This window comes from Halomonas pelophila (genome assembly GCF_040196315.1).
Lineage (GTDB): Bacteria > Pseudomonadota > Gammaproteobacteria > Pseudomonadales > Halomonadaceae > Halomonas > Halomonas pelophila.
Window position 1 is genome coordinate 39,141 of record NZ_JBEGCI010000020.1, and the last position, 19,870, is coordinate 59,010.

Genomic DNA, 19,870 nt, shown 5'->3' on the forward strand with positions numbered 1-19,870 from the left:
GTGAGATCCCTCACTAGACCTTCAACTAGACCCCCAGGTAGCGCGCGCGCAGCGCCTCGTCCAGCGCCGCGGGTCGCCCCGTCCAGGCCGTGTGGCCCTTCTCCAGGATGGTGCAGCGGTCGGCCACCGGCAGCAGCTCGCCGAGCGACTTGTCGACGATCAGGATCGACTGGCCCTCGGCCTTGAGCCGGCGCAGCGCCGACCAGATCTCCTGGCGAATGACCGGGGCCAGGCCCTCGGTGGCCTCGTCGAGCACCAGCAGGCGGGGGTTGGTCATCAGCGCCCGGCCGATGGCAAGCATCTGCTGCTCGCCGCCGGACAGGGTGTCGGCCATCTGCGAGCGTCGCTCGGCCAGCCGCGGGAAGAGCGCCTCGACGCGTGCCTGGCTCCAGGGCCCCGGCCGGGCGGTGGCGACCAGGTTCTCGCGCACCGAGAGGTTGGGAAAGCAGCGGCGCCCCTCGGGCACCAGCCCCAGGCCGCGCCGGGCGATGCGAAAGGCCGGTAGCCTTTTCAGGTCCCGCCCGTCGAACTCGATGCGCCCCCGTCGCGCCGGGGTCAGGCCGAAGAGCGAGCGCAGGGTGGTGGTCTTGCCCATGCCGTTGCGGCCCATCAGCGCCACCATCTCGCCGGCCTCGACGCGGAGGCTGACGCCGAACAGCGCCTGGGAGGGCCCGTAGAAGGTCTCGAGGTCGGTGATGGTGAGCATCTCAGTCTCCCAGGTAGGCCGCCTGCACGCGCGGGTCGCGGCGGATGGCCGCACCGTCGCCGTGGGCGATGACGCGGCCGTCGACGAGCACGGAGAGCCGGTCCGCCAGCCGGAAGACCGCATCCATGTCGTGCTCGATCAGCAGGATGGGCACCTCGCGCTTCAGGGTCTCGAGCAGCTCGGTGAGCCGCGCCGAGCCCTCCGGCCCGAGGCCGGCCATCGGCTCGTCGAGCAGCAGCGCGCGGGGCTCGAGCACCAGCGCGCAGGCCACCTCTACCTGGCGGCGCTCGCCGTGGGAGAGCGCCGCCACCGGGGTGTCGGCGCGGTGGCCGAGGTGCACCCGCTCGAGCGCCTTGCGGGCGGGGACCAGCAGGCGCGCATCGCGGGCGACCGGCCGCCAGAAGCGGAAGCTGTGGCCCGCCCGCGCCTGGGCGCCGATCATCACGTTGCCAAGCGCGCTGAGCGGCTCGGCCAGCGACGAGACCTGGAAGCTGCGACCCAGGCCGAGGCGGGCCCGCGCGGCGACGCCGAGGCCGGTGATGTCGCGCCCCGCGAGGTGGATGCGCCCCGCGTCGGGCTTGAGGCTGCCGGCGATCTGGGCGATCAGCGTCGACTTGCCGGCCCCGTTGGGGCCGATCAGGGCATGGATCTCGCCGGCGCGCAGCGTCAGCGAGACGTCTTGGGTGGCCGCGAGGGCGCCGAATCGCTTGTGCAGGCCCTCGATCGCAAGCACCGCCTCAGCCATGAGGCGTCCCCCCGGCGAGCCAGCCGATCACGCCCTGCCGGGCGAACAGCACCACGCCGAGCAGCACCAGGCCGAGGAAGAACAGCCAGTATTCGGTCAGCCCGCCCAGCAGGGTCTCCATCAGCACGTAGACGATGGCCCCGGCCAGGGGCCCGAAGAGGCGCCCGACGCCGCCGAGGATGACGATCACCATCAGCTCGCCGGAGAAATGCCAGCTGAGCATGGCGGGACTGACGAAGCCGTTGAGGTCGGCATAGAGGGCGCCGGCGAGCCCGGTGATCATGGCCGAGATGACGAAGGCCATGAGGCGGATGGGGTAGGGCGAGATGCCGGCGGTAGCCAGGCGCGTCTCGTTGAGCCGCGCCATGGTCAGGGCGGCACCGAAGCGCGCCCCCATCAGCCGCGAGGTGATCGCCATGGCGGCGAGCAGCAGGGCGAAGCAGACCAGGAAGAAGCTCAGCGGATCCTGGCTGTCGATCAGCGGCAGGCCGTTGCGCAGGTAGATCGGCAGGCCGTCCTGGCCGCCGTAGCTCGGCCAGGAGTTGGCGAAGTAGTAGACCATCTGGGCGAAGGCCAGGGTGATCATGATGAAGTAGACCCCGGAGGTGCGCAGCGAGACGGCGCCGATGGCGAGCGCCAGAAGACCGCAGGCGGTGAGCGCGACAGGCCAGATCACCAGCATGTCGTCGCTGCCGGGCAGGCCCATCAGCAGGCTGCCGTCGAAGGCGTGATAGGCGCTGATGCCCGCCACGTAGCCGCCCACGCCGAAGTAGGCGGCATGCCCGAAGCTGATCATGCCGCCATGGCCCAGCGCCAGGTTCAGCCCCACGCCCGCCATCGCCACCAGGACGATGCGGGTGGCCAGGTTGACGTAGTAGGCCTCGCCCAGCAGGTGGGCCACCAGCGGGGCGAGCAGGGTCAGCGCCAGCAGGCCGAGGTGGACCAGGCCCTGGCGACCGAGCCGCGGGACAACTCCGGATCCGGCGGCGGTGTCGTGAGAGTGCTCAGTCATGGGCGGCGAAGAGTCCCTGCGGCTTGAAGGCGAGGATGACGGCCATGAGGATGTAGATCAGCATGGCGGCGAGGGCGGTGCCCACCCCGGCGGCCTCCGAGGGACTCATGAAGTGGCCGAACAGGGCCGGCAGGAAGATGCGCCCCAGGGTATCCACCACGCCGACCAGGATCGCCCCCAGCAGGGCGCCCTTGATCGAGCCGATGCCGCCGATCACGATCACCACGAAGGCGAGGATCAGCACCGGCTCGCCCATGCCGACCTGCACCGACTGCAGCGCGCCCACCAGGGAGCCGGCGAGCCCTGCCAGGGCGGCCCCCAGGGCGAACACCAGGGTGTAGAGCCGCCGGATATCGATGCCCAGGGCGCCGATCATCTCGCGATCGCTCTCGCCGGCGCGGATGCGCATGCCCAGCCGCGTGTGCGAGATCAGCAGGTAGAGGCCGGCGGCGATGAGCACGCCCACGGCGATGATCATCAGCCGATAGACCGGATAGCGGGCGCCGCCGGGCAGGGCCACCGAGCCCGAGAGCCAGTCGGGCGGGCTGAGCCAGAGCGGCGAGGAGCCGAACAGCCAGCGCGTGCCCTCGGAGAAGATCAGGATCAGCGCGAAGGTGGCGAGCACCTGGTCCAGGTGCGAACGCTGGTAGAGGCGTCGTATCACCAGTACTTCCACCAGGGCCCCCGCGGCGGCGGCCGCGAGGCTGCCGGCGGCCAGGCCCAGCAGGAAGGAGCCGGTCGAGGCGGTGGTGAGGGCGGTCACGTAGGCCCCGACCATGTAGAAGGAGCCGTGGGCCAGGTTGATCAGGCCCATGACGCCGAACACCAGCGTCAGGCCGCTGGCCATCAGGAACAGCATGGTGCCGAGCTGCAGGCCGTTGATGAGTTGCTCGATCAGCAGGGTCGCGCTCACGTCATGGGGTCCGGGGTCGGGAAGCGGGGGAGCCGGGCCGCGAACGGCCCGGGGGCGGGATCACATCCGGCACTGCTCGGCGTAGACGTCCTGGATGTCCTCGATGGCGAGGCCGACCAGGCGGTTGGTGGGCTGGCCGTCCGCGCCCTCGACCACCTCGCGGACGTAGATGTCCTGGATCGGGTGCTGGTTGGGGCCGAAGCGAAAGTCGCCCCGCACCGAGGCGAAGTCGGCTGCGCGCAGGGCCTCGCGGAAGGCGTCCGAGTCGTCCGGGTGCGCCTCGTCCAGGGCGCTCAGGATCAGGCGTGCCGTGTCGTAGCCCTGGGCCGCATAAAGGGTCGGGGTGCGCTCATGGGCCTCCCGGAAGGCCTCGACGAAGGCCCGGTTGGCCGCGTTGTCCAGGTCATAGGCCCACTCCGAGGTGTTCAAGGCGCCGATCGCCGCCTGGCCGACCGCCTGGATGATGATCTCGTCGAAGGAGAAGGCCGCGCCGAACACCGGCATCTCGACGCCCGAGTTCTGCCACTGCTTCATGAAGGAGATGCCCATGCCGCCGGGCAGGAAGAAGAACAGGCTGTCGGCATCGCTGGCACGGATCTGGGCGATCTCGGCGGCGTAGTCGGTCTGGCCGAGCTGGGTATAGAGCTCGTCGACCACCTCGTCATCAAAGAGGTGCTTGAAGCCGGCCAGGGCATCGGTGCCGGCGGGGTAGTTGGGGGCCATCAGCAGCGGGCGTTCGAAGCCCTGCTCGCGCATGTAGGCGCCCATGGCGCCATGCAGGTTGTCGTTCTGGTAGGCCACGTTGAAGTAGTTCTCGTGGCACAGGCGACCGGCCAGCGCCGAGGGTCCGGCATTGGGCGAGAGGTAGAAGGTGCCCTGTCGCACCACCGAGGGCACCACGGCCATGGCCAGGTTGGACCAGATGATGCCGGTCATGATGTCGACGTCATCGCGCTGCATGAACTCGTTGGAGAGCGTCTTGGCGAGGTCCGGGCGACGGGCGTCGTCCTGGATCAGCACCTCGATGTCGTCGCGCGCCGCCTGGTCGATGGCGAGCATGAAGCCATCGCGCACGTCGACGCCGAGATGCGAGCCGCCGCCGGACAGCGTGGTGATCATGCCGATCCGGACTTCCTCGGCCTGGGCCGTGGCCACGGCGGTCGTCATCAGCAGGCCGAGGCCGGCGCGGGTCAGCTTGTTCATGGAAATGCCCTCTGGTGTCCTGATGGGTTCATGCCGGACGAGTCAGCACCGCGACCTCGCTGCGCCGATGCCGGCAACATCCCGCCGGGGTGTCGTTATCTCGCTACGCTGTTGCTTGTTTCGATACCGTACTACGAATGTGCCGGCGGCCTCTCCACGCTCCGCTATCGCTCTACCACGGCGCTGCTGCGCCGGCGGGCCGTCGGGGCGAGCCATGAGGTTCGCCTCGACCGGCGCGGCAGGATTGACACCGTCATCGGCAGGCGCGAGTCTGTTGTCTCGCAGGTCGAGCGCGCTGTCGCGGCCGGCCATCGAGCGAGGGAGGAGCCCATGCTGGAAGATTGCACGAATGCCCAGGAACGCTGGGGTGGTGTCCACCAGCTGATCGATCGTTGGCTCGAGGCGCGCCGTGCGCTGCTGGTCCACTTCGTCGACCTCAAGGCGTCCTGCGATGCCGAGCTGGAGGCCGTCTCCAAGGCCCATATCGATGCCTTCAGCGAGCTTTTGATGGACTATATCAGCGCTGGCCACTTCGAGATCTATCCGCAGCTGCGCGAGGAGGCCCGCGCCTTCGACGACGAGCCCGCCCTGGCGCTGGCCGACCAGCTGATGGAGCGGCTCGAGATGTCCACCGAGCTGGTGCTCGCCTTCGACGAGGACTACGCCTCCTCGGCGCGCTGCGAACAGCACCTCGCCCGGCTGCCGGCCTGGATCGATCGCCTCACCAAGGGGCTCGGCGAGCGCTTCGAGCTCGAGGATCGGCTGATCGCCCGGCTGCACGCGGCCCACTCGCCCGATGCCACCCGCGCCGAGGCCGACTCCCGGGCCTGACGCCTCGACGGCGTTGTCGGTGCGTGGCGGCAGCACGTAGCGCCGAGAGACCCCATGGGATGTCGTGTCCCGTGGGGTCTCGTCGTGTTCGGCGGGAAGGCTCTCCCGGCGGGCCTAGTCGCAGGTCGAATTGAGTTTTGTGCAGTGCAGGCATAACATCTTGGCGGTTCGCATTCCGGCCAGGGTGGGCAGCCGGTCCACCGGGCTTATCCTCACGGCGACAACCCGCGCGTTGACAACCCAAGGAGCCACCATGAAAGACCCCGTCCGTATTGCCATCACCGGTGCTGCCGGCCAGATCAGCTACTCCCTCGCCTTCCGCATCGCCTCCGGCGACATGCTCGGCAAGGACCAGCCGGTCATCCTGCAGCTGCTGGAGATCACCCCGGCCATGGACGCCCTCAACGGCGTGGTGATGGAGCTCAACGACTGCGCCTTCCCGCTGGTGCAGGAGATCGTGGCCACCGACGACGCCAACGTTGCCTTCAAGGATGCCGATTTCGCCCTGCTGGTCGGCGCGCGTCCGCGCGGTCCGGGCATGGAGCGCAAGGACCTGCTCGAGGCCAACGCTGCGATCTTCTCCGTGCAGGGCAAGGCGCTGAACGATCACGCCAGCCGCGACGTGCGGGTGCTGGTGGTCGGTAACCCGGCCAACACCAACGCCCTGATCGCCTCCTGCAATGCGCCGGACCTGGATGCGGGTCAGTTCACCGCGATGATGCGCCTGGACCACAACCGCGCCAAGACCCAGCTGGCCCAGAAGGCCAACAAGCACGTCACCGACGTCGAGTCCATGGTGGTGTGGGGCAACCACAGCGCGACCCAGTACCCGGACCTGGCCCACTGCAAGGTCGACGGCAAGCCGGCCCTCGAGCTGGTCGATCGCGAGTGGTACGAGAACGACTTCATCCCCACCGTGCAGCAGCGCGGCGCCGCCATCATCAAGGCGCGCGGGGCCTCCTCCGCGGCGTCCGCCGCCTCCGCCGCCATCGATCACATGCGTGACTGGGCGCTGGGCACCGACGAAGTGGTCAGCATGGGCATTCCCGCCGACGGCAGCTACGGCGTCGAGCCGGGCATCATGTACTCCTACCCGGTGGTCTGCAAGAACGGTCAGTACGAGATCGTTCAGGGCCTGGAAATCGACGAGTTCAGCCGCGGCCGCATGCAGGCGACCGAGAACGAGCTGCGCGAAGAGCGCGCCGCCGTCGAGCACCTGCTCGGCTAAACGTCGCCTCTATCGCGACACGATCGCGACACGATCGCGACACGATCGCGACACGAAAAACCCCGCCGGCCGGCGGGGTTTTTTGCGTCTGGGCAGAAGTGGGCGGGCACGGCGGCCGCCCGCCCGTCGTCGGCTCAATCGCGCAGACTGATGATCTTCCAGCCGCGGGCCTCGGCCACCTCGCGAAGGCTCGGGTCGGGGTCCACGGCCACCGGGTGCTCGACCTCCTCGAGCAGCGCCAGGTCGTTGTGGGAGTCGCTGTAGAACCAGCTGTCGTCCAGCGTCAGGTCGCGGTCGGCGAGCCAGGCCTCGAGCCGCTGGACCTTGCCCTCGCGGTAGCTGGGGATGCCGAGGGCGCGCCCGGTATAGCGGCCGTCGACCACCTCGGGTTCCACGGCGATCAGCTCGTCGATGCCCAGGCGCTCGGCGATGGGGCCGGTGATGAAACGGTTGGTGGCGGTGATGATCATCAGGGTGTCGCCGCGCGAGCGGTGGCGGGCCACCAGCTCCTCGCCCCGGGAGAGGATGTGCGGCTCGATCTTGCTCGCCATGAACTGCTGGTGCCAGGCGGCGAGCTGCTCGGGACTATGCGCCGCCAGCGGCTGCAGGGCCACCTCGAGGAAGGCCTGCATGTCCAAGGTGCCCGCCTTGTAGTCGGCCATGAAGCGGTCGTTGGCCTCGCGGTAGGCGACCGGGTCGACGGCGCCCTGTTCCAGCAGGAACTCGCCCCAGGCATGGTCGCTGTCGATCGACAGCAGCGTGTTGTCCAGGTCGAAGATGGCCAGGCTCACTGCGTTCCCCTCGGGTGTTGTTGATATGAATGGACGCGCGCGGTGCGGTCACGGCAAGGCTATCGATTATGGCAGAAGCGATGGCGCGCTTCGAGCACAGGGCCCGGGCTGGTTGGCCGCTTGGTGACGGCTTGTATTGATGCGCTTTGTGGCCTTGTGGAAGAATGGCTCCAATACTGAAACTATAAGGTGAAGTCCGTGATCGACGCTGACGGCTTTCGCCCCAATGTTGGCATCATCATCGCCAACGAGATGGGGCAGCTGCTTTGGGCGCGTCGGGTAGGGCAAAACGCGTGGCAGTTTCCCCAGGGAGGCATCAAGGCTAACGAGACTCCGCAACAGGCACTTTTTCGTGAGCTCCACGAGGAGATCGGCCTCACCGCCGAGGACGTCGAGATCCTTGCCTGCACCCGGGGCTGGCTACGCTATCGCCTGCCGCGACGCATGGTGCGTACCCACTCGAGGCCGGTTTGCATCGGCCAGAAACAGAAGTGGTTTTTGCTTCGGATTCGCTGTCAGGAGAGCCGGATCTGCATGGACCTGTCCGGCAAGCCGGAGTTCGATGGCTGGCGCTGGGTCAGCTACTGGTACCCCCTGGGGCAGGTGGTGCCCTTCAAGCGTGAGGTCTATCGCCGCGCCCTGCGCGAGCTGTCCCCCCGGGCACAGCGGCTGGCCCTCGGTCATGGATGAGCCGATGGCCTGACGGCCATTCCCTCAGCGAGGCGAGAGACAACCACAATGGAAAAAAAGACGCCCATGCTCGAGGTATTACGACGCATCATTCAGGAGGTCAACGGGGCCCGCAACCTGGACGCGGCGCTGGCCACCATGGTGCGACGCATCCGCAAGGCGATGCGCACCGACGTCTGCTCCTTCTACCTCTTCGACCCCGCCATCGATCGCCTGGTGCTGATGGAGACCATCGGCCTGCGCGCCCAGGCGGTGGGGCGCGTGAGCCTGCAGGTGGGAGAGGGCCTGGTGGGCCTGGTGGCCAAGCGCGAGGAGCCGCTCAACCTGGAGGATGCCCAGGCCCATCCGCAGTTCCGCTACTTCGAGGCCACCGGCGAGGAGCGCTACTCGAGCTTTCTCGGCGTGCCGATCATCCATCAGCGCCGCATGCTCGGCGTACTGGTGGTGCAGCAGTCCGAGAAGCGCCGCTTCGACGAGGAGGACGAGGCCTTCCTGGTCACCATGGCCGCCCAGCTGGCCGGCGTGCTGGCCCATGCCCTGGCGACCGGCGGGCTCAATCGGCCGAGCATCCCCGGCGGGCAGGCCCGCTTCACCGGTGTGGCGGCCTCGCCCGGCATGGCCATCGGCGAGGCGGTGGTCATCGCCGCGCCGGCCGACCTCGACAGCGTGCCTGACCTGATCCCCACCGACGTCGAGTACGAGATCGCCCGCCTCAAGGAGGCCATCGGCCGGGTCCGCGACGAGATTCGCGCCGCCGGCGAGCGCCTGGCGAGCCGCATCTCCGCCCAGGAACTCGCGCTGTTCGACGTCTACCAGCAGATGCTCGGCGAGGCGGCGCTCTCCCAGGAGGTCGAGAAGCGCATCCGCGAGGGGCAGTGGGCCCCCGGCGCGCTGGCCGACGTGGTGCGTCGCCACGTCCAGTACCTGGAACGGGTGGACGACAACTATCTCCGCGAGCGGGCGGCGGACGTCCGCGACCTGGGGCGTCGCGTGCTGGCCCACCTGCAGGAGGAGACGCCCCAGACCCCGGAGGTCTACCCCGAGAGCACCATCCTGGTGGGCGACGAGATCAGCGTGGCGATGCTCGGCGAGGTGCCCCGCGACAAGCTCGCCGGGCTTGTTTCGGTGCGTGGCTCCAGCACCTCCCACGTGGCCATCGTCGCCCGGGCCATGGGCATTCCTACGGTGCTGGGCATGGTTGATCTGCCGCTGCCGCGCCTCGGCGGCAACCGGGTGGTGCTGGATGGCCATCGTGGCCGGCTCTTCGTGCACCCCTCGGCGGAGCTCGAGAGCCACTACCAGAGCCTGATCGACGAGGAACGGGCGCTGATGGCGGTGCTGGAGCACGAGCAGGACCTGCCCAGTCGCACCCCGGACGGCCACGACATGCCGCTGATGGTCAACACCGGCCTGGCGGTGGATGCCGTGGCGTCGCTCAAGTCGCGGATCGGCGGGGTGGGGCTCTATCGCACCGAAGTGCCCTTCATGATCACCGAGCGCTTTCCGGGCGAGCAGGAACAGACGCGTCTCTATCGCGACCAGCTCGAGAGCTTCGCGCCGCTGCCGGTGGTGATGCGCACCCTCGATATCGGCGGCGACAAGGATCTGCCCTACTTCCCCATCGAGGAGGCCAATCCCTTCCTCGGCTGGCGCGGCATCCGGGTCACCCTCGACCATCCCGAGGTGCTGATGGTGCAGCTGAGGGCCATGCTGCGTGCCTCCCAGGGGCTCGACAACCTGCAGGTGCTGCTGCCCATGGTCACCAACGTCGACGAGGTCGACGACGCGCTGCGCCTGCTCGATCGCGCCATCGTCGAACTCGGCGAGGAGGGCGTGGCGGTGAATCGGCCCAAGGTGGGCGTGATGCTGGAGGTGCCGGCGACCCTCTACCAGCTCGATGCCCTGGCCAGCCGCGTCGACTTCTTCTCGGTGGGCAGCAACGACCTGACCCAGTACCTGCTGGCCGTGGACCGTAACAATCCGCGCGTCGCCGACCTCTACGATGCCTGCCATCCCGCCGTGCTGGCGGCCATGGCGCGGCTGGGCGAGGATACCCGGCGCCTGGCCATGCCCACCTCGGTGTGTGGCGAGATGGCCGGCGATCCCGCCGGGGCGCTGCTGTTGATGGGCATGGGGTTCACGACCCTGTCGATGAACGCGCCGAGCCTGCCCCGGGTCAGGGCGGCGATTCGCCGGGTGAGCCTCGCGAGTGCCAGGGAGCTGGTCGATGACACCCTGCGTCTCGATTCTCCCCGTGCCGTTCGCCAGCACCTGGAGGCTCGCCTGGGCGAATGGCAGCTGGCGCACCTGCTGCCGCCCAAGGACTGAGCGCACTCCCAGAGGCCGAGCGCATTGCGCCAGAATCGCCCGGCCGCGCGAGGGCGGCTCGAAGAGCGGGGGCGTTGCCATTCTCGTGGGTGGCCGCACGGCTCTCCGGCCCGAGGGTTCGGCGAGCCGGAAAGCTACGGCCGGTCTGTCGAGAGCCGCTCCACGTTCTCGCCCAGCCGGACTCCCTCCGGCCCGAAGCGCCGTTCACCGATCTCGATGCTCCCGTCGTCGCGCCAGCTCAGCCAGGTGGTGGCCCGCGTGCCGTAATCGCGGCCGACGATGAAGCACGACGACAGCTGACGCTCGCGCTCGAGCCCCACGCCGGTCTCCGGCAGCGCGTCGTCATCGGCGGGCTGGTCATCGCCGAGCACGGCCAGGGCATCCTGTGGAAAGCGGCCGTGGCGAATGCCGCGGCCGAGCCCCTGACGGGCGGCGATCAGCTTGGGCCAGGGCGTATCCAGGCTGGCGTTGGAGAGGCCGTGCAGGCCGGGCGGCACGCGCCGCAGGCACAAGGCGTCGAGTCCGCGGTGCAGGTGCCACAACGTCTCCCCGTCGCCCACCAGCAGGTTGAAGCCGGCATAGGCGCGGGCCTCGCCGCCCGCCAGCCGCTCGAGCCAGGCCGTCAGGTCGTCGCGCTCCAGGGACTCGCGCACGAGCGCGCCGCGGCTCGGTGAGCCCGGCGGCACCGTGAGGCGAGGGTCTCGGACGTTGGTCACGGCGGCGAAGCGACCGCGGCGGTGAACGGCCAGCCAGCTGCCGCCGGCCTCCAGGTCGCGGCCCCCGACGATCGCGGGGGCCTTTTCCCAGGTGCCCAGCGGCGCCGTCGGGCGGGCATGGAACTCGTCGCGGTTGGCGATCAGGCGCAGCGGGCAGGCGCTGCCGGGGCGATGGTCAAAGGCAATCAGGCACATCGGGCCAGCTTAGCCGGCCGCCGGCGCGGGGGGAAGGCGGCGTCATGACAGGTCGGGCCCGGCCGCGTACACTCTTTCGCTCATCGTGCGTGCACAGGGATGAGAATGCAGGACGATATCCGCTTGGACCGCTTATGGTCGCGTCTGGTGTGGCCGATCTTCTGGCCGTTGCTGCTGGTCCAGGTCGCCCTGGTGGTGCTCTGCCTGCTGGTCGGCCTCCTGCTGTGGTGGATGGTGCCGGCCCACGCCTCCTGGAATACCGCCTTCTGGCTGCCGGTGGCGCTGCTGCTGGGCAGCTGTCTCAACGTGGCGGTGTTCCTGACGCTGCTGCGCCAGCGCATGCGCGGGATCCAGCGCGAGGTGAACGAGGCCCTGGCCGGCGTCGAGGCCTATCTGGCATGCCATCACCGGCCCCAGCGCCAGGACCTGCCGCTCTCGCAGCGCCTCCGGGCCCTGTCGAGCGCCTGCGAGGACCTGGTGGAAGGCTGGCGCACCGACCTCGGCCAGAGCCACGCCACCGAGCGGCGCCTGGTCGATGACCTCGAGGTCTTCAAGGGCCAGGTCGAGCGCCTGGAGGCCGGCCGCGACCGCGCCCGGGAAGAGTCACGCCTCAAGTCCGGTTATCTCTGCCACTTGCGCCAGTCGCTGGGCCCCCTGATGACCTCGCTCACCGAGGTGCTGGAGAGCGAGACCCTGCGCCAGCGTGGCGGCGAGCATGACCGTGGCGCGCTGCTGGCGCTGCGCGAGCGGCTCGCCGATGCCATGCTGCTGCTCGAGAACCTCGGCGAGTCCTCCGACACGCCTGCGCTGCCCTCGACGCCCGGGCTCTCCGGGAGTGGACGGGTGCTGATCGTCGATGACGGCCCGGTGAACCTTACCCTGGCCCGACAGGTGCTGGAGCGTCAGGGGCTCGAGGTCGCCACGGCCACCAGCGGTGAGCAGGCCCTGGCGCGGCTCGAGGAGGACGCCTTCGACCTGGTGCTGATGGATATCTTCATGCCCGGCATGGACGGGGTGGAGACCAGCCGACGCTGGCGCGAGCGTGAGGCCGGACTGGCCTCATGCCGGCGCAGCGTGCTGGTGGCGTTGACCGCCAACGCCAGCGACGAGGACCGTCGCCGTTTCCACGAGGCCGGCATGGATGACTTCCTCGCCAAGCCCTACCGCCCCCAGGCGCTGGTCGATATGGTACGCCAGTGGCTGGTCCTGCCGGAGCCCGACCCCTCATGAGCCTCATCGCGACTCTCTTGGCCTACCTGGCGCTGGGCGCCGCGGCCGGCACACTGGCCGGCCTCTACGGCGTGGGCGGTGGCTTGATCATCGTGCCGGCCCTGATCGTGGCCTTCGAGCTGCAGGGCGTGGCCCCCGAGGTGGCGATGCATCTGGCGGTGGGCACCTCGCTCGCCACCATCGTGGTGACCGGCGCCTCATCGGCCTGGGGGCATCACCGTCGTGGCAGCATCCGTCGCGACTGGTTCCTGGCGCTGTTGCCAGGGCTGGTGCTGGGTGCCATCGCCGGGGTCTTCGTGGCCGGCAGCCTCTCCGGCGGCCGCCTGGGCACCCTGTTCGGCGTCTTCGTGATCCTGGTCGCCCTGAAGATGGCGCTGGGGCGCGGCCCGACGGCCGGCGACGCCCAGCCGGGGCGCATCACCATGGGGCTGGCGGGCGCGGTGATCGGCGGCATCTCGGCGCTGTTCGGCATCGGCGGGGGCACCCTCAGCGTGCCCTGGCTGTCTCGCTGCGGCGCCACCATGACCCAGGCCGCGGGGACCTCGTCGGCCTGCGGCCTGCCCATCGCGCTGTTCGGCGCTGCCACCTTCGTGGTGGTTGGGTGGGGCAACCCGCTCTTGCCCTCGGGAGCCGTCGGCTTCGTGATGCTGCCTGCGCTGTTTGGCATCGTGCTGGCCAGCGTGCCCTTCGCGCGCCTCGGGGTGTGGCTGGCCCATCGTCTGCCGGCTCGGCTGCTGCGCCTCTCCTTCGCCGCCCTGCTGGCGGTGGTGGGGATCAAGTTTCTGCTCTGATCGCTTCACGCCATCTTTTGAAAGTCTCGTTTCAAGGACATCCCATGTTGCGCTATCCCGACATCGATCCCGTGGCCATCGCCTTCGGGCCCTTTCAGGTCCACTGGTACGGCCTGATGTACGTGGTCGGCTTCGTGGCCGCCTGGTTCCTCGGGCGTCGTCGGGCCGAGTGTATCGGCCTGACCCGGGACGACGTCGGCGATCTGTTGTTCTACGCCGCCATCGGCGTGGTGGTGGGCGGGCGCCTGGGCTATGCGCTCTTCTACGGCCTGTCCCAGTGGCTTTCGGACCCGCTGTGGATCTTCCGCGTCTGGGACGGCGGGATGAGCTTCCACGGCGGCCTGATCGGCGTGCTCCTCGCGGCCCTCTGGTTCGCCCGCAAGAAGCGCCTGGCCTTCTTCACCCTGACCGATTTCGTGGCCCCCCTGGTGCCCATCGGCCTGGGCGCCGGGCGCATCGGCAACTTCATCAACCATGAGCTGCCCGGGCGCCTCACGGATCTGCCCTGGGGCATGCCCTTTCCCCGCATGGGGCCCGAGCCGCGTCATCCCTCGTCGCTCTACGAGGCGCTGCTCGAAGGGGCGGTGCTGTTCGCGGTGCTGTGGTGGGTCTCGGCGCTGCCGCGTCGCCGCGGGCTGGTCTCCGGGCTTTTCCTGCTGCTCTACGGCGTGTTCCGCTTCCTGGTGGAGTTCGTGCGCCTGCCCGACCCCCAGCTCGGCTTCATCGCCCTGGGCTGGGTGACCATGGGCATGCTGTTGACCCTGCCGATGATCGCCGCCGGCCTCGCGCTGATCGCCTGGTCGCGCCGCCAGCCGGTGGATGCGAAACCCTGAGTGGAGGGGGGAGGGCGCCCGCCGGGATGGGCGCCCTTGGTCCGGCCATGTAGAATATGGGTCCATTTCTCAGCCGTCGACGATGCCCGTGACCGCCAACGCTCCTCCCGCCCTCGAACAGCCCTACCTCGACCTGATGCGCCAGGTGCTCGACCACGGCACGCAGCGTGACGATCGCACCGGCGTCGGCACCCGCTCGGTGTTTGGCCACCAGATGCGCTTCGATCTCGCGCGTGGCTTTCCGCTGGTCACTACCAAGAAGCTGCACCTGCGCTCGATCATCCACGAGCTGCTGTGGTTCCTGGCCGGCGATACCAATATCGCCTACCTCCGGGAGAACGGGGTGCGCATCTGGGACGAGTGGGCCGACGAGAACGGCGACCTGGGCCCGGTCTACGGCTACCAGTGGCGCAGTTGGCCCGACCCGCGAGGCGGGCACGTCGACCAGATCGAGACGCTGCTCGAGCAGATTCGCATCAACCCGCGCTCGCGTCGGCTGATCGTCTCGGCCTGGAACCCGGCACTGGTCGACGAGATGGCGCTGCCACCGTGCCACTGCCTCTTCCAGTTCTACGTGGCCGACGGGCGACTCTCCTGCCAGCTCTACCAGCGCAGCGCCGATATCTTCCTCGGCGTGCCGTTCAACATCGCCAGCTACGCGCTGCTGACGCAGATGATCGCCCAGGTCGCGGGCCTCGAGCCGGGCGACTTCGTGCATACCCTGGGCGATGCACACCTCTACCTGAACCACCTCGAGCAGGCCGAGCAGCAGCTCGCGCGCACTCCGCGCGCGGCGCCGCGCCTGGTGCTCGACCCCGCGGTGGACGATCTCTTCGCGTTTCGCTTCGAGCACATCGCCATCGAGGACTACGACCCCCATCCGCATATCAAGGCCCAGGTGGCCGTATGAGTGAGGCCAGCGCCATGACCGACGAGACCCTGATCCCCATCGCGATGATCGCCGCCATGGACCGAAATGGCGTGATCGGCGTGGACAACCAGCTGCCTTGGTACCTGCCCGAGGACCTCAAGTTCTTCAAGCGGATGACCCAGGCCAAGCCGCTGGTGATGGGGCGCAAGACCTACCAGTCCATCGGCCGGCCGCTGCCGGGGCGCCTCAATATCGTGGTCACTCGCGATCCCGACTTCCACGCCGAGGGCGTTCGGATCTGCCACGATCTCGCCGCCGCGCTGACGCTTGCCGACCAGCAGGCCACCATCGACGGCGTCGAGGAGATCATGGTGATGGGCGGCGCCGAGATCTACGCCCAGGCGCTGCCCTTCGCCAGCCGGCTCTACCTTACCGAGGTGGATATCGAGGTCGAGGGCGATGCCCGCTTCCCCGCGCTCGACATGGGCGAGTGGGAAGAGGTGCAGCGCGTGCCCGGCACGCCCGCCGAGGGCCAACCGAGCTACCATTTCGTGCAGTATCATCGATGCTAAGGGCAGCGACGTTGACGGCGTCGCCCGCCGGCGACATTTGTCACCACGCCATGCCTGGCACAGACTGGGCAGCAAGGGTCATTGCCGGATAATGCCGGCGACGGCTGGACGAGTCAGGGGCAAGGCGCACTGGAGGGACAGGACGTGATCGAGGAAGGCTCAACCCGCCTGCTGGAACGGCTGGAGCACCGCGCCGCGGCGCTGCTTTCGCTGCTGCGAGAGTCCCGCGTGCAGCAGGATGCCCTGCAGTCGCGACTCGCCGAGCTGGAGCGCCGTCGCGTTGAACTGGAAGCGAGCCATGCCGAACGGGCCGCCGAAGCCCGCGAGGAGCAGGCCGCTAACCAGGCCCTGAGCCTGCGCTGCAGCGAGCTCGAGGCGCGCATCAAGGAGCTGGACGCCACTCGTCTGGAGCTCGCCGAGGAGAACCGCGAGCTCGATGAGCAGAATCGTGAACTCGAGGCGCATAATCGGCGCCTGCTGGCGCACGATCCCGCCGAGGCGGGCACGGTGCTCTTCCATCGCCAGGCGCGACGGGCCCAGGGGCTCTCCGCGCTGATCGGCGATCGCCCGCGTCGGCAGGCCGATGACGCCGTCGCCGAGTCGCCTGCGCGAGACATCGCCTCCGAATCCCTCGCCGCTGCGGCACCCAATACGGCCGCCGCTTCCCCCGGCGAAGACCCCGAAGCGCCGGCCAAGGTGAGTGAACCGAGCCAGCCGAGCGAGGCGAGCCAAGCAGGAGAAGCGGATACGCCGCATGCCGATGAGGCGCCGTCTCCCCAGGCGCTGCTGGACCAGTGGTATCGACGCTATTCGTCCACCTTCTTCAAGGGGCATACCCGGCCGCTCAAGATCGGCATCCACGAGGAGCTGACCGCCCGGGAGCCCTGGCCCGAGAAGCTCGTGCGCCGGGCGCTGGCCTGCTACGTCAACCTGCCGCGCTACCTCAAGTCGGTGCGCGAGGGCGCCTGGCGCCTCGATCTGGCCGGCGAGCCGGCGGGGCAGGTGGATGCCGCCGCGGCCGAGCATGCCCACAAGAAGCTCGAGCGCCTTCAGGTCGACCGTCGCCAGCGAGGGCGCACCGGCCCCGCTCGCGGCAGGGCGCGCGGTGCCCCCAAGAGCCAAGGCGGTGCCGACGGACAGGCTCGGCACGGCAGCACCCGGTCTGGTGAATCCCCTGTTGCCGGGCAAGATGCTGTCGATCCGGGCCCCGCTACGTCATCCCCCTCGGCCTCCAAGCCTGCCGCTAATGCCTCGGCGGGCGCCCCCGCCGCCACCCTGGACGAGAAGCTCTCCGCGCTGCTGGCCAAGCACAATCAGCGTTGATATCCCCCCGACTTGTCTTCGTCATATTCGCAGGGCATGATGGATTCGCTCATCGCGCCAGGCGCTCGATTCGGCGGCCTTCACGCCGGCTCGAGCATTGGGCTCGCCGGGATGGCGCCCGATTCGCAAGGGCAGGAGGATAGGCCGGGGAAACGGTGTTCGCAGGGAAGGAAAACAGTGTTTTTTTCTTGTTGCGTTCCCCGAATCCCCGGTATAGAGTTCCTCTTGCGAGCATTGGACTATAACTAAGGCTTTGCCGCGGTCTGGCTCGCGACCTGTCCTCCCGGGAGGGAGCCGCAGGCACGAGAACCGGCACCAAGACCGGCCAAGCCCGCTGACCCGCTCACCAAGAACGGGCAGCCACGATCGAAACAGCAAGCTAGTCAATAAGGAACTATCGCAATGAAAAAGACACTGTTAGCGACTGCTATTGCCGGTGCTCTGGCCGCTTCCGGCGCCCAGGCCGCGACCGTCTACAACCAGGACGGCACCAAGCTCGACCTGTACGGCAACCTGCAGCTTGCCTACGCGAACACCAATGATGCCGACGGCGAGAGCACCGACGAGCTCGCCGACAACGGCTCCACCCTGGGTGTCGCCGGCGAGCACGTGATCTACGACGGTCTGACCGGCTACTTCAAGTATGAGTTCGAAGGCGACGCCGACGAGATCAAGGGCGCCGGCGGTCTGGACACCGGTGACCAGGCCTACTTCGGCCTGAAGGGCAACTTTGGTGATGCACGCATTGGCTCCTGGGATCCGCTGATCGACGACTGGATCCAGGATCCGATCACCAACAACGAATACTTCGACGTCACCGATTCCAACAGCGGTATTCTCAACGTTGGCACCGCCGATCGCGAAGGCGACAAGCTGCAGTACATGTCCCCGTCCTTCAGCGGCTTCCAGTTTGCCCTGGGTACCCAGTTCAAGGGCGACGCCGAAGAGAGCACCTTCACCGGTACCCTGGATGGCCTTGATCAAGGTTTTGTGACCACTGGTACAGAGAGCGGCGTGCCCTTCGGTGACGACACTGCTCACACCGTCGATTCCGACTCCGACGCCTCCTTCTTTGGCGGCGTGAAGTACACCGCAGGTGCCTTCTCCATCGCCTTGGCCTATGACGATCTGAACAATTACGATGGTGAAGTCGTTAAGGTCGGTGAGAATGACATTGATCCTATCGATTTCGACGCCGGTGATCAGTACGGCGTTACGGCCCAGTACACCATCGACACCCTGCGGCTGTCCGCGAAGGTCGAGCGCTTCGAGTCCGATAACGACCTCACGGTGGACACCAACTACTACGCGCTGGGTGCCCGCTACGGCTATGGCATGGGCGACATCTACGGCGCCTACCAGTATGTCGATCAGAATGCCGACACCCTCAGCGGTATCGCTTCTGATGCCATCGACTTTGACGAAGATGTCGAACTCGGCGATGACAACTTCAACGAAGTCATGATCGGTGCGACCTATAACGTTTCCGACGCCATGTACACCTTCGTCGAAGCGGCCTGGTACGATCGTGAAAACGATGCTGGCGACGGCGTCGCCGTGGGTGCCGTCTACCTGTTCTAATCCCCTCGCAGGGTAATCCTGCCCGTAGGGTGGAACACCGAAAGCCGATCCTCCGGGGTCGGCTTTTTTCTTTACGCAACACGCGAGGGTTCATGAAACAGCCGATCATTACCGCAAGCCTGCTGGCCCTGGGGTTGGGGCTGGCCAGTTCTCCCGCGCTCGCCAGCGAGATGGAAGAGCGCTTCCGCGAGCAGGGCAAGCAGCTCGACCTGACCGGCTTCCTGCAGGCGGAGAACGACGCCCGCAGCCGCAGCTTCTTCTACGGTAGCCCTCACGAGCATGACTTCACCGTCAAGAAGGAGGGGGAGTACCTTTTCGAGAGCAAGGTGCCGGGGGGGGAGTCCGAGGACTATCGAGTCGCCGCGGCACTGCTGGATTCCCAGGGCCAGGTGATCGCTCGTGGCGAGGCGCTGGGGCAGAACGGCGGGCTCGCCATGCGCCAGCGCCTGGCGCCGGGTGACTACGTACTGCGCGTCGAGGGGCGCAAGTTCGGCACCCGCAGCACGACGGGCAACAGCTTCTATATCACCGTCGCCGGTATGGACGAGAACGGGCGCCGCCTCGAGGAGGGCGTCAGCGACGGCCAGGGCCTGGTGTTCAGCGGCAGTGCCCGCGAGGGCAATCGTAGCGTCTTCGTGCGTGGCCGTGATGACGTGGCGACTATCGCGGCGCCGACGGCCGAGGCGAGTGGCGGGGCGGTTAGCGGGGTTGCGGCCCCCGGCAGCGCAGATGCGAGTGCTGCCCTGCAGGGCGAGGCGCAGGAGTCATCCGTCGAGGAAGCGCCTGCCCAGGCTTCGAACGGCGTGAAGACCATCGTCACCGACGTCAAGATTCGCGCTCGCGGCGAGGTGCTGACCTTCGACATGGCCGAGACGGGCCGGGTCGCCATCACCACCTCGACCTATCCCGGCGGCTACGAGGATACCTACCGCATCGAACTCGAGGTGCTGGACGCCAACGGCCGAGTGGTGGCCGAGGGCGCCGGCGAGGGCTTCGATGGCGACGTGGACATGCAGACCGAGCTCTCTCCCGGGCGCTATCGCATTCGCGTGCAGGGCCAGAAGTTCGGCTCGGCGATGTCCGGCGTCAACAACTACGAGCTCAAGGTGCAGAAGCGGTAACGCCGTAAGCGTGTCGCGGTTGCCGGGTTGACGGCCGCTTCAAGAAAATGAAGAGGCCCCTAGCGTGTGAACTGACCCCCAATAGCTGGACGGTTCATTCAGCCAGCGCCCAAGGCCTGAGTCCTGTACTGCACGGGGCTCAGGCCTTTTAGTTTCAGCCTGATGCGTTCGTGGTTGTAGTAATGGATGT

20 protein-coding genes are annotated in these 19,870 nt (G+C 68.2%); 12 read left to right on the plus strand and 8 right to left on the minus strand.

All coding sequences use genetic code 11. The features are described from left to right. Window positions 1–25 precede the first annotated feature (25 nt). From ABE957_RS17005 to ABE957_RS17025, 5 genes are read right to left on the minus strand one after another with little or no spacing between them, the layout of a single operon-like run. Window positions 26–706 (minus strand): ABC transporter ATP-binding protein, encoded by a 681-nt coding sequence (locus ABE957_RS17005; RefSeq protein WP_349759858.1) that lies wholly within the window; start codon window positions 704–706, stop codon window positions 26–28. Window position 707: 1 nt separating this feature from the next. Next, window positions 708–1,451 carry an ABC transporter ATP-binding protein gene (locus ABE957_RS17010; protein ID WP_349759859.1) on the minus strand — a complete coding sequence of 248 codons (744 nt, stop codon included), beginning with the start codon at window positions 1,449–1,451 and terminating at the stop codon, window positions 708–710. Further along, the gene (locus ABE957_RS17015) at window positions 1,444–2,463 is read right to left on the minus strand and encodes a branched-chain amino acid ABC transporter permease (protein WP_349759860.1); all 1,020 of its coding nucleotides are present in this window, start codon (window positions 2,461–2,463) and stop codon (window positions 1,444–1,446) included. The genes ABE957_RS17010 and ABE957_RS17015 overlap by 8 nt, the downstream gene beginning before the upstream one ends. Continuing rightward, the gene (locus ABE957_RS17020; RefSeq protein ID WP_349759861.1) at window positions 2,456–3,376 is read right to left on the minus strand and encodes a branched-chain amino acid ABC transporter permease; all 921 of its coding nucleotides are present in this window, start codon (window positions 3,374–3,376) and stop codon (window positions 2,456–2,458) included. Before ABE957_RS17020 ends, ABE957_RS17015 begins: the two co-directional genes overlap by 8 nt. Window positions 3,377–3,436: 60 nt before the next feature. Next, on the minus strand, window positions 3,437–4,579 hold the full coding sequence (locus ABE957_RS17025; protein ID WP_349759862.1) for an ABC transporter substrate-binding protein: 1,143 nt from the start codon (window positions 4,577–4,579) through the stop codon (window positions 3,437–3,439). Between the two features lie 330 nt (window positions 4,580–4,909). Between ABE957_RS17025 and rsd the strand changes: the two genes are divergently transcribed. Beyond that, window positions 4,910–5,410: a sigma D regulator gene (gene rsd, locus ABE957_RS17030; RefSeq protein ID WP_349759863.1), complete on the plus strand. Its 501-nt coding sequence runs from the start codon at window positions 4,910–4,912 to the stop codon at window positions 5,408–5,410. A 253-nt stretch (window positions 5,411–5,663) separates the two neighbouring features. Continuing rightward, complete coding sequence (locus ABE957_RS17035; RefSeq protein WP_349759864.1) at window positions 5,664–6,638, plus strand: malate dehydrogenase; 975 nt, start codon at window positions 5,664–5,666, stop codon at window positions 6,636–6,638. 134 nt (window positions 6,639–6,772) lie between these two features. Here the strand turns inward: ABE957_RS17035 and ABE957_RS17040 are convergent, their stop codons facing one another. Beyond that, window positions 6,773–7,429 carry a histidinol-phosphatase gene (locus tag ABE957_RS17040; RefSeq protein ID WP_349759865.1) on the minus strand — a complete coding sequence of 219 codons (657 nt, stop codon included), beginning with the start codon at window positions 7,427–7,429 and terminating at the stop codon, window positions 6,773–6,775. 198 nt (window positions 7,430–7,627) lie between these two features. Here ABE957_RS17040 and ABE957_RS17045 point away from each other — a divergent pair, with 198 nt between their 5' ends. Beyond that, on the plus strand, window positions 7,628–8,119 hold the full coding sequence (locus ABE957_RS17045; RefSeq protein ID WP_108445830.1) for an RNA pyrophosphohydrolase: 492 nt from the start codon (window positions 7,628–7,630) through the stop codon (window positions 8,117–8,119). 66 nt (window positions 8,120–8,185) lie between these two features. Further along, on the plus strand, window positions 8,186–10,447 hold the full coding sequence (gene ptsP / locus ABE957_RS17050) for a phosphoenolpyruvate--protein phosphotransferase (RefSeq protein WP_349759875.1): 2,262 nt from the start codon (window positions 8,186–8,188) through the stop codon (window positions 10,445–10,447). Between the two features lie 134 nt (window positions 10,448–10,581). Here the strand turns inward: ptsP and ABE957_RS17055 are convergent, their stop codons facing one another. Continuing rightward, window positions 10,582–11,358 (minus strand): NRDE family protein, encoded by a 777-nt coding sequence (locus ABE957_RS17055; protein WP_349759866.1) that lies wholly within the window; start codon window positions 11,356–11,358, stop codon window positions 10,582–10,584. Window positions 11,359–11,481: 123 nt separating this feature from the next. Here ABE957_RS17055 and ABE957_RS17060 point away from each other — a divergent pair, with 123 nt between their 5' ends. The 8 genes from ABE957_RS17060 (at window position 11,482) to ABE957_RS17095 (ending at window position 19,680) form a co-directional block, all read left to right on the plus strand. After that, a complete protein-coding gene (locus tag ABE957_RS17060) occupies window positions 11,482–12,588 on the plus strand; it encodes a response regulator (protein WP_349759867.1) in 1,107 nt (368 codons plus the stop codon). Then, complete coding sequence (locus ABE957_RS17065) at window positions 12,585–13,379, plus strand: sulfite exporter TauE/SafE family protein (protein WP_349759868.1); 795 nt, start codon at window positions 12,585–12,587, stop codon at window positions 13,377–13,379. The genes ABE957_RS17060 and ABE957_RS17065 overlap by 4 nt, the downstream gene beginning before the upstream one ends. A gap of 44 nt (window positions 13,380–13,423) precedes the next feature. Further along, window positions 13,424–14,212 carry a prolipoprotein diacylglyceryl transferase gene (gene lgt, locus ABE957_RS17070; RefSeq protein WP_349759869.1) on the plus strand — a complete coding sequence of 263 codons (789 nt, stop codon included), beginning with the start codon at window positions 13,424–13,426 and terminating at the stop codon, window positions 14,210–14,212. An 82-nt stretch (window positions 14,213–14,294) separates the two neighbouring features. Then, entirely contained in the window at window positions 14,295–15,122 is an 828-nt protein-coding gene (locus ABE957_RS17075; protein WP_349759870.1) for a thymidylate synthase, read from the plus strand. Between the two features lie 14 nt (window positions 15,123–15,136). Beyond that, window positions 15,137–15,655: a dihydrofolate reductase gene (locus tag ABE957_RS17080; protein WP_432765429.1), complete on the plus strand. Its 519-nt coding sequence runs from the start codon at window positions 15,137–15,139 to the stop codon at window positions 15,653–15,655. Window positions 15,656–15,799: 144 nt separating this feature from the next. Then, complete coding sequence (locus tag ABE957_RS17085) at window positions 15,800–16,978, plus strand: ProQ/FINO family protein (RefSeq protein ID WP_349759872.1); 1,179 nt, start codon at window positions 15,800–15,802, stop codon at window positions 16,976–16,978. 402 nt (window positions 16,979–17,380) lie between these two features. Then, complete coding sequence (locus tag ABE957_RS17090; RefSeq protein WP_349759873.1) at window positions 17,381–18,559, plus strand: porin; 1,179 nt, start codon at window positions 17,381–17,383, stop codon at window positions 18,557–18,559. A gap of 92 nt (window positions 18,560–18,651) precedes the next feature. Further along, window positions 18,652–19,680 carry a hypothetical protein gene (locus ABE957_RS17095; protein ID WP_349759874.1) on the plus strand — a complete coding sequence of 343 codons (1,029 nt, stop codon included), beginning with the start codon at window positions 18,652–18,654 and terminating at the stop codon, window positions 19,678–19,680. A gap of 98 nt (window positions 19,681–19,778) precedes the next feature. Here the strand turns inward: ABE957_RS17095 and ABE957_RS17100 are convergent. Beyond that, on the minus strand, window positions 19,779–19,870 hold a 92-nt coding region (locus ABE957_RS17100), incomplete at its 5' end, for an IS3 family transposase (protein WP_349758910.1).

What these genes read in the sequence shown, in the direction of transcription:
- ABE957_RS17005 (WP_349759858.1), bottom strand. Translation starts at nt 706, where the DNA reads ATGCTCACCATCACCGACCTCGAGACCTTCTACGGGCCCTCCCAGGCG.
- ABE957_RS17010 (WP_349759859.1), bottom strand. Translation starts at nt 1,451, where the DNA reads ATGGCTGAGGCGGTGCTTGCGATCGAGGGCCTGCACAAGCGATTCGGC.
- ABE957_RS17015 (WP_349759860.1), bottom strand. Translation starts at nt 2,463, where the DNA reads ATGACTGAGCACTCTCACGACACCGCCGCCGGATCCGGAGTTGTCCCG.
- ABE957_RS17025 (WP_349759862.1), bottom strand. Translation starts at nt 4,579, where the DNA reads ATGAACAAGCTGACCCGCGCCGGCCTCGGCCTGCTGATGACGACCGCC.
- rsd (WP_349759863.1), top strand. Translation starts at nt 4,910, where the DNA reads ATGCTGGAAGATTGCACGAATGCCCAGGAACGCTGGGGTGGTGTCCAC.
- ABE957_RS17035 (WP_349759864.1), top strand. Translation starts at nt 5,664, where the DNA reads ATGAAAGACCCCGTCCGTATTGCCATCACCGGTGCTGCCGGCCAGATC.
- ptsP (WP_349759875.1), top strand. Translation starts at nt 8,186, where the DNA reads ATGCTCGAGGTATTACGACGCATCATTCAGGAGGTCAACGGGGCCCGC.
- ABE957_RS17055 (WP_349759866.1), bottom strand. Translation starts at nt 11,358, where the DNA reads ATGTGCCTGATTGCCTTTGACCATCGCCCCGGCAGCGCCTGCCCGCTG.
- ABE957_RS17065 (WP_349759868.1), top strand. Translation starts at nt 12,585, where the DNA reads ATGAGCCTCATCGCGACTCTCTTGGCCTACCTGGCGCTGGGCGCCGCG.
- lgt (WP_349759869.1), top strand. Translation starts at nt 13,424, where the DNA reads ATGTTGCGCTATCCCGACATCGATCCCGTGGCCATCGCCTTCGGGCCC.
- ABE957_RS17075 (WP_349759870.1), top strand. Translation starts at nt 14,295, where the DNA reads ATGCCCGTGACCGCCAACGCTCCTCCCGCCCTCGAACAGCCCTACCTC.
- ABE957_RS17080 (WP_432765429.1), top strand. Translation starts at nt 15,137, where the DNA reads ATGACCGACGAGACCCTGATCCCCATCGCGATGATCGCCGCCATGGAC.
- ABE957_RS17090 (WP_349759873.1), top strand. Translation starts at nt 17,381, where the DNA reads ATGAAAAAGACACTGTTAGCGACTGCTATTGCCGGTGCTCTGGCCGCT.
- ABE957_RS17095 (WP_349759874.1), top strand. Translation starts at nt 18,652, where the DNA reads ATGAAACAGCCGATCATTACCGCAAGCCTGCTGGCCCTGGGGTTGGGG.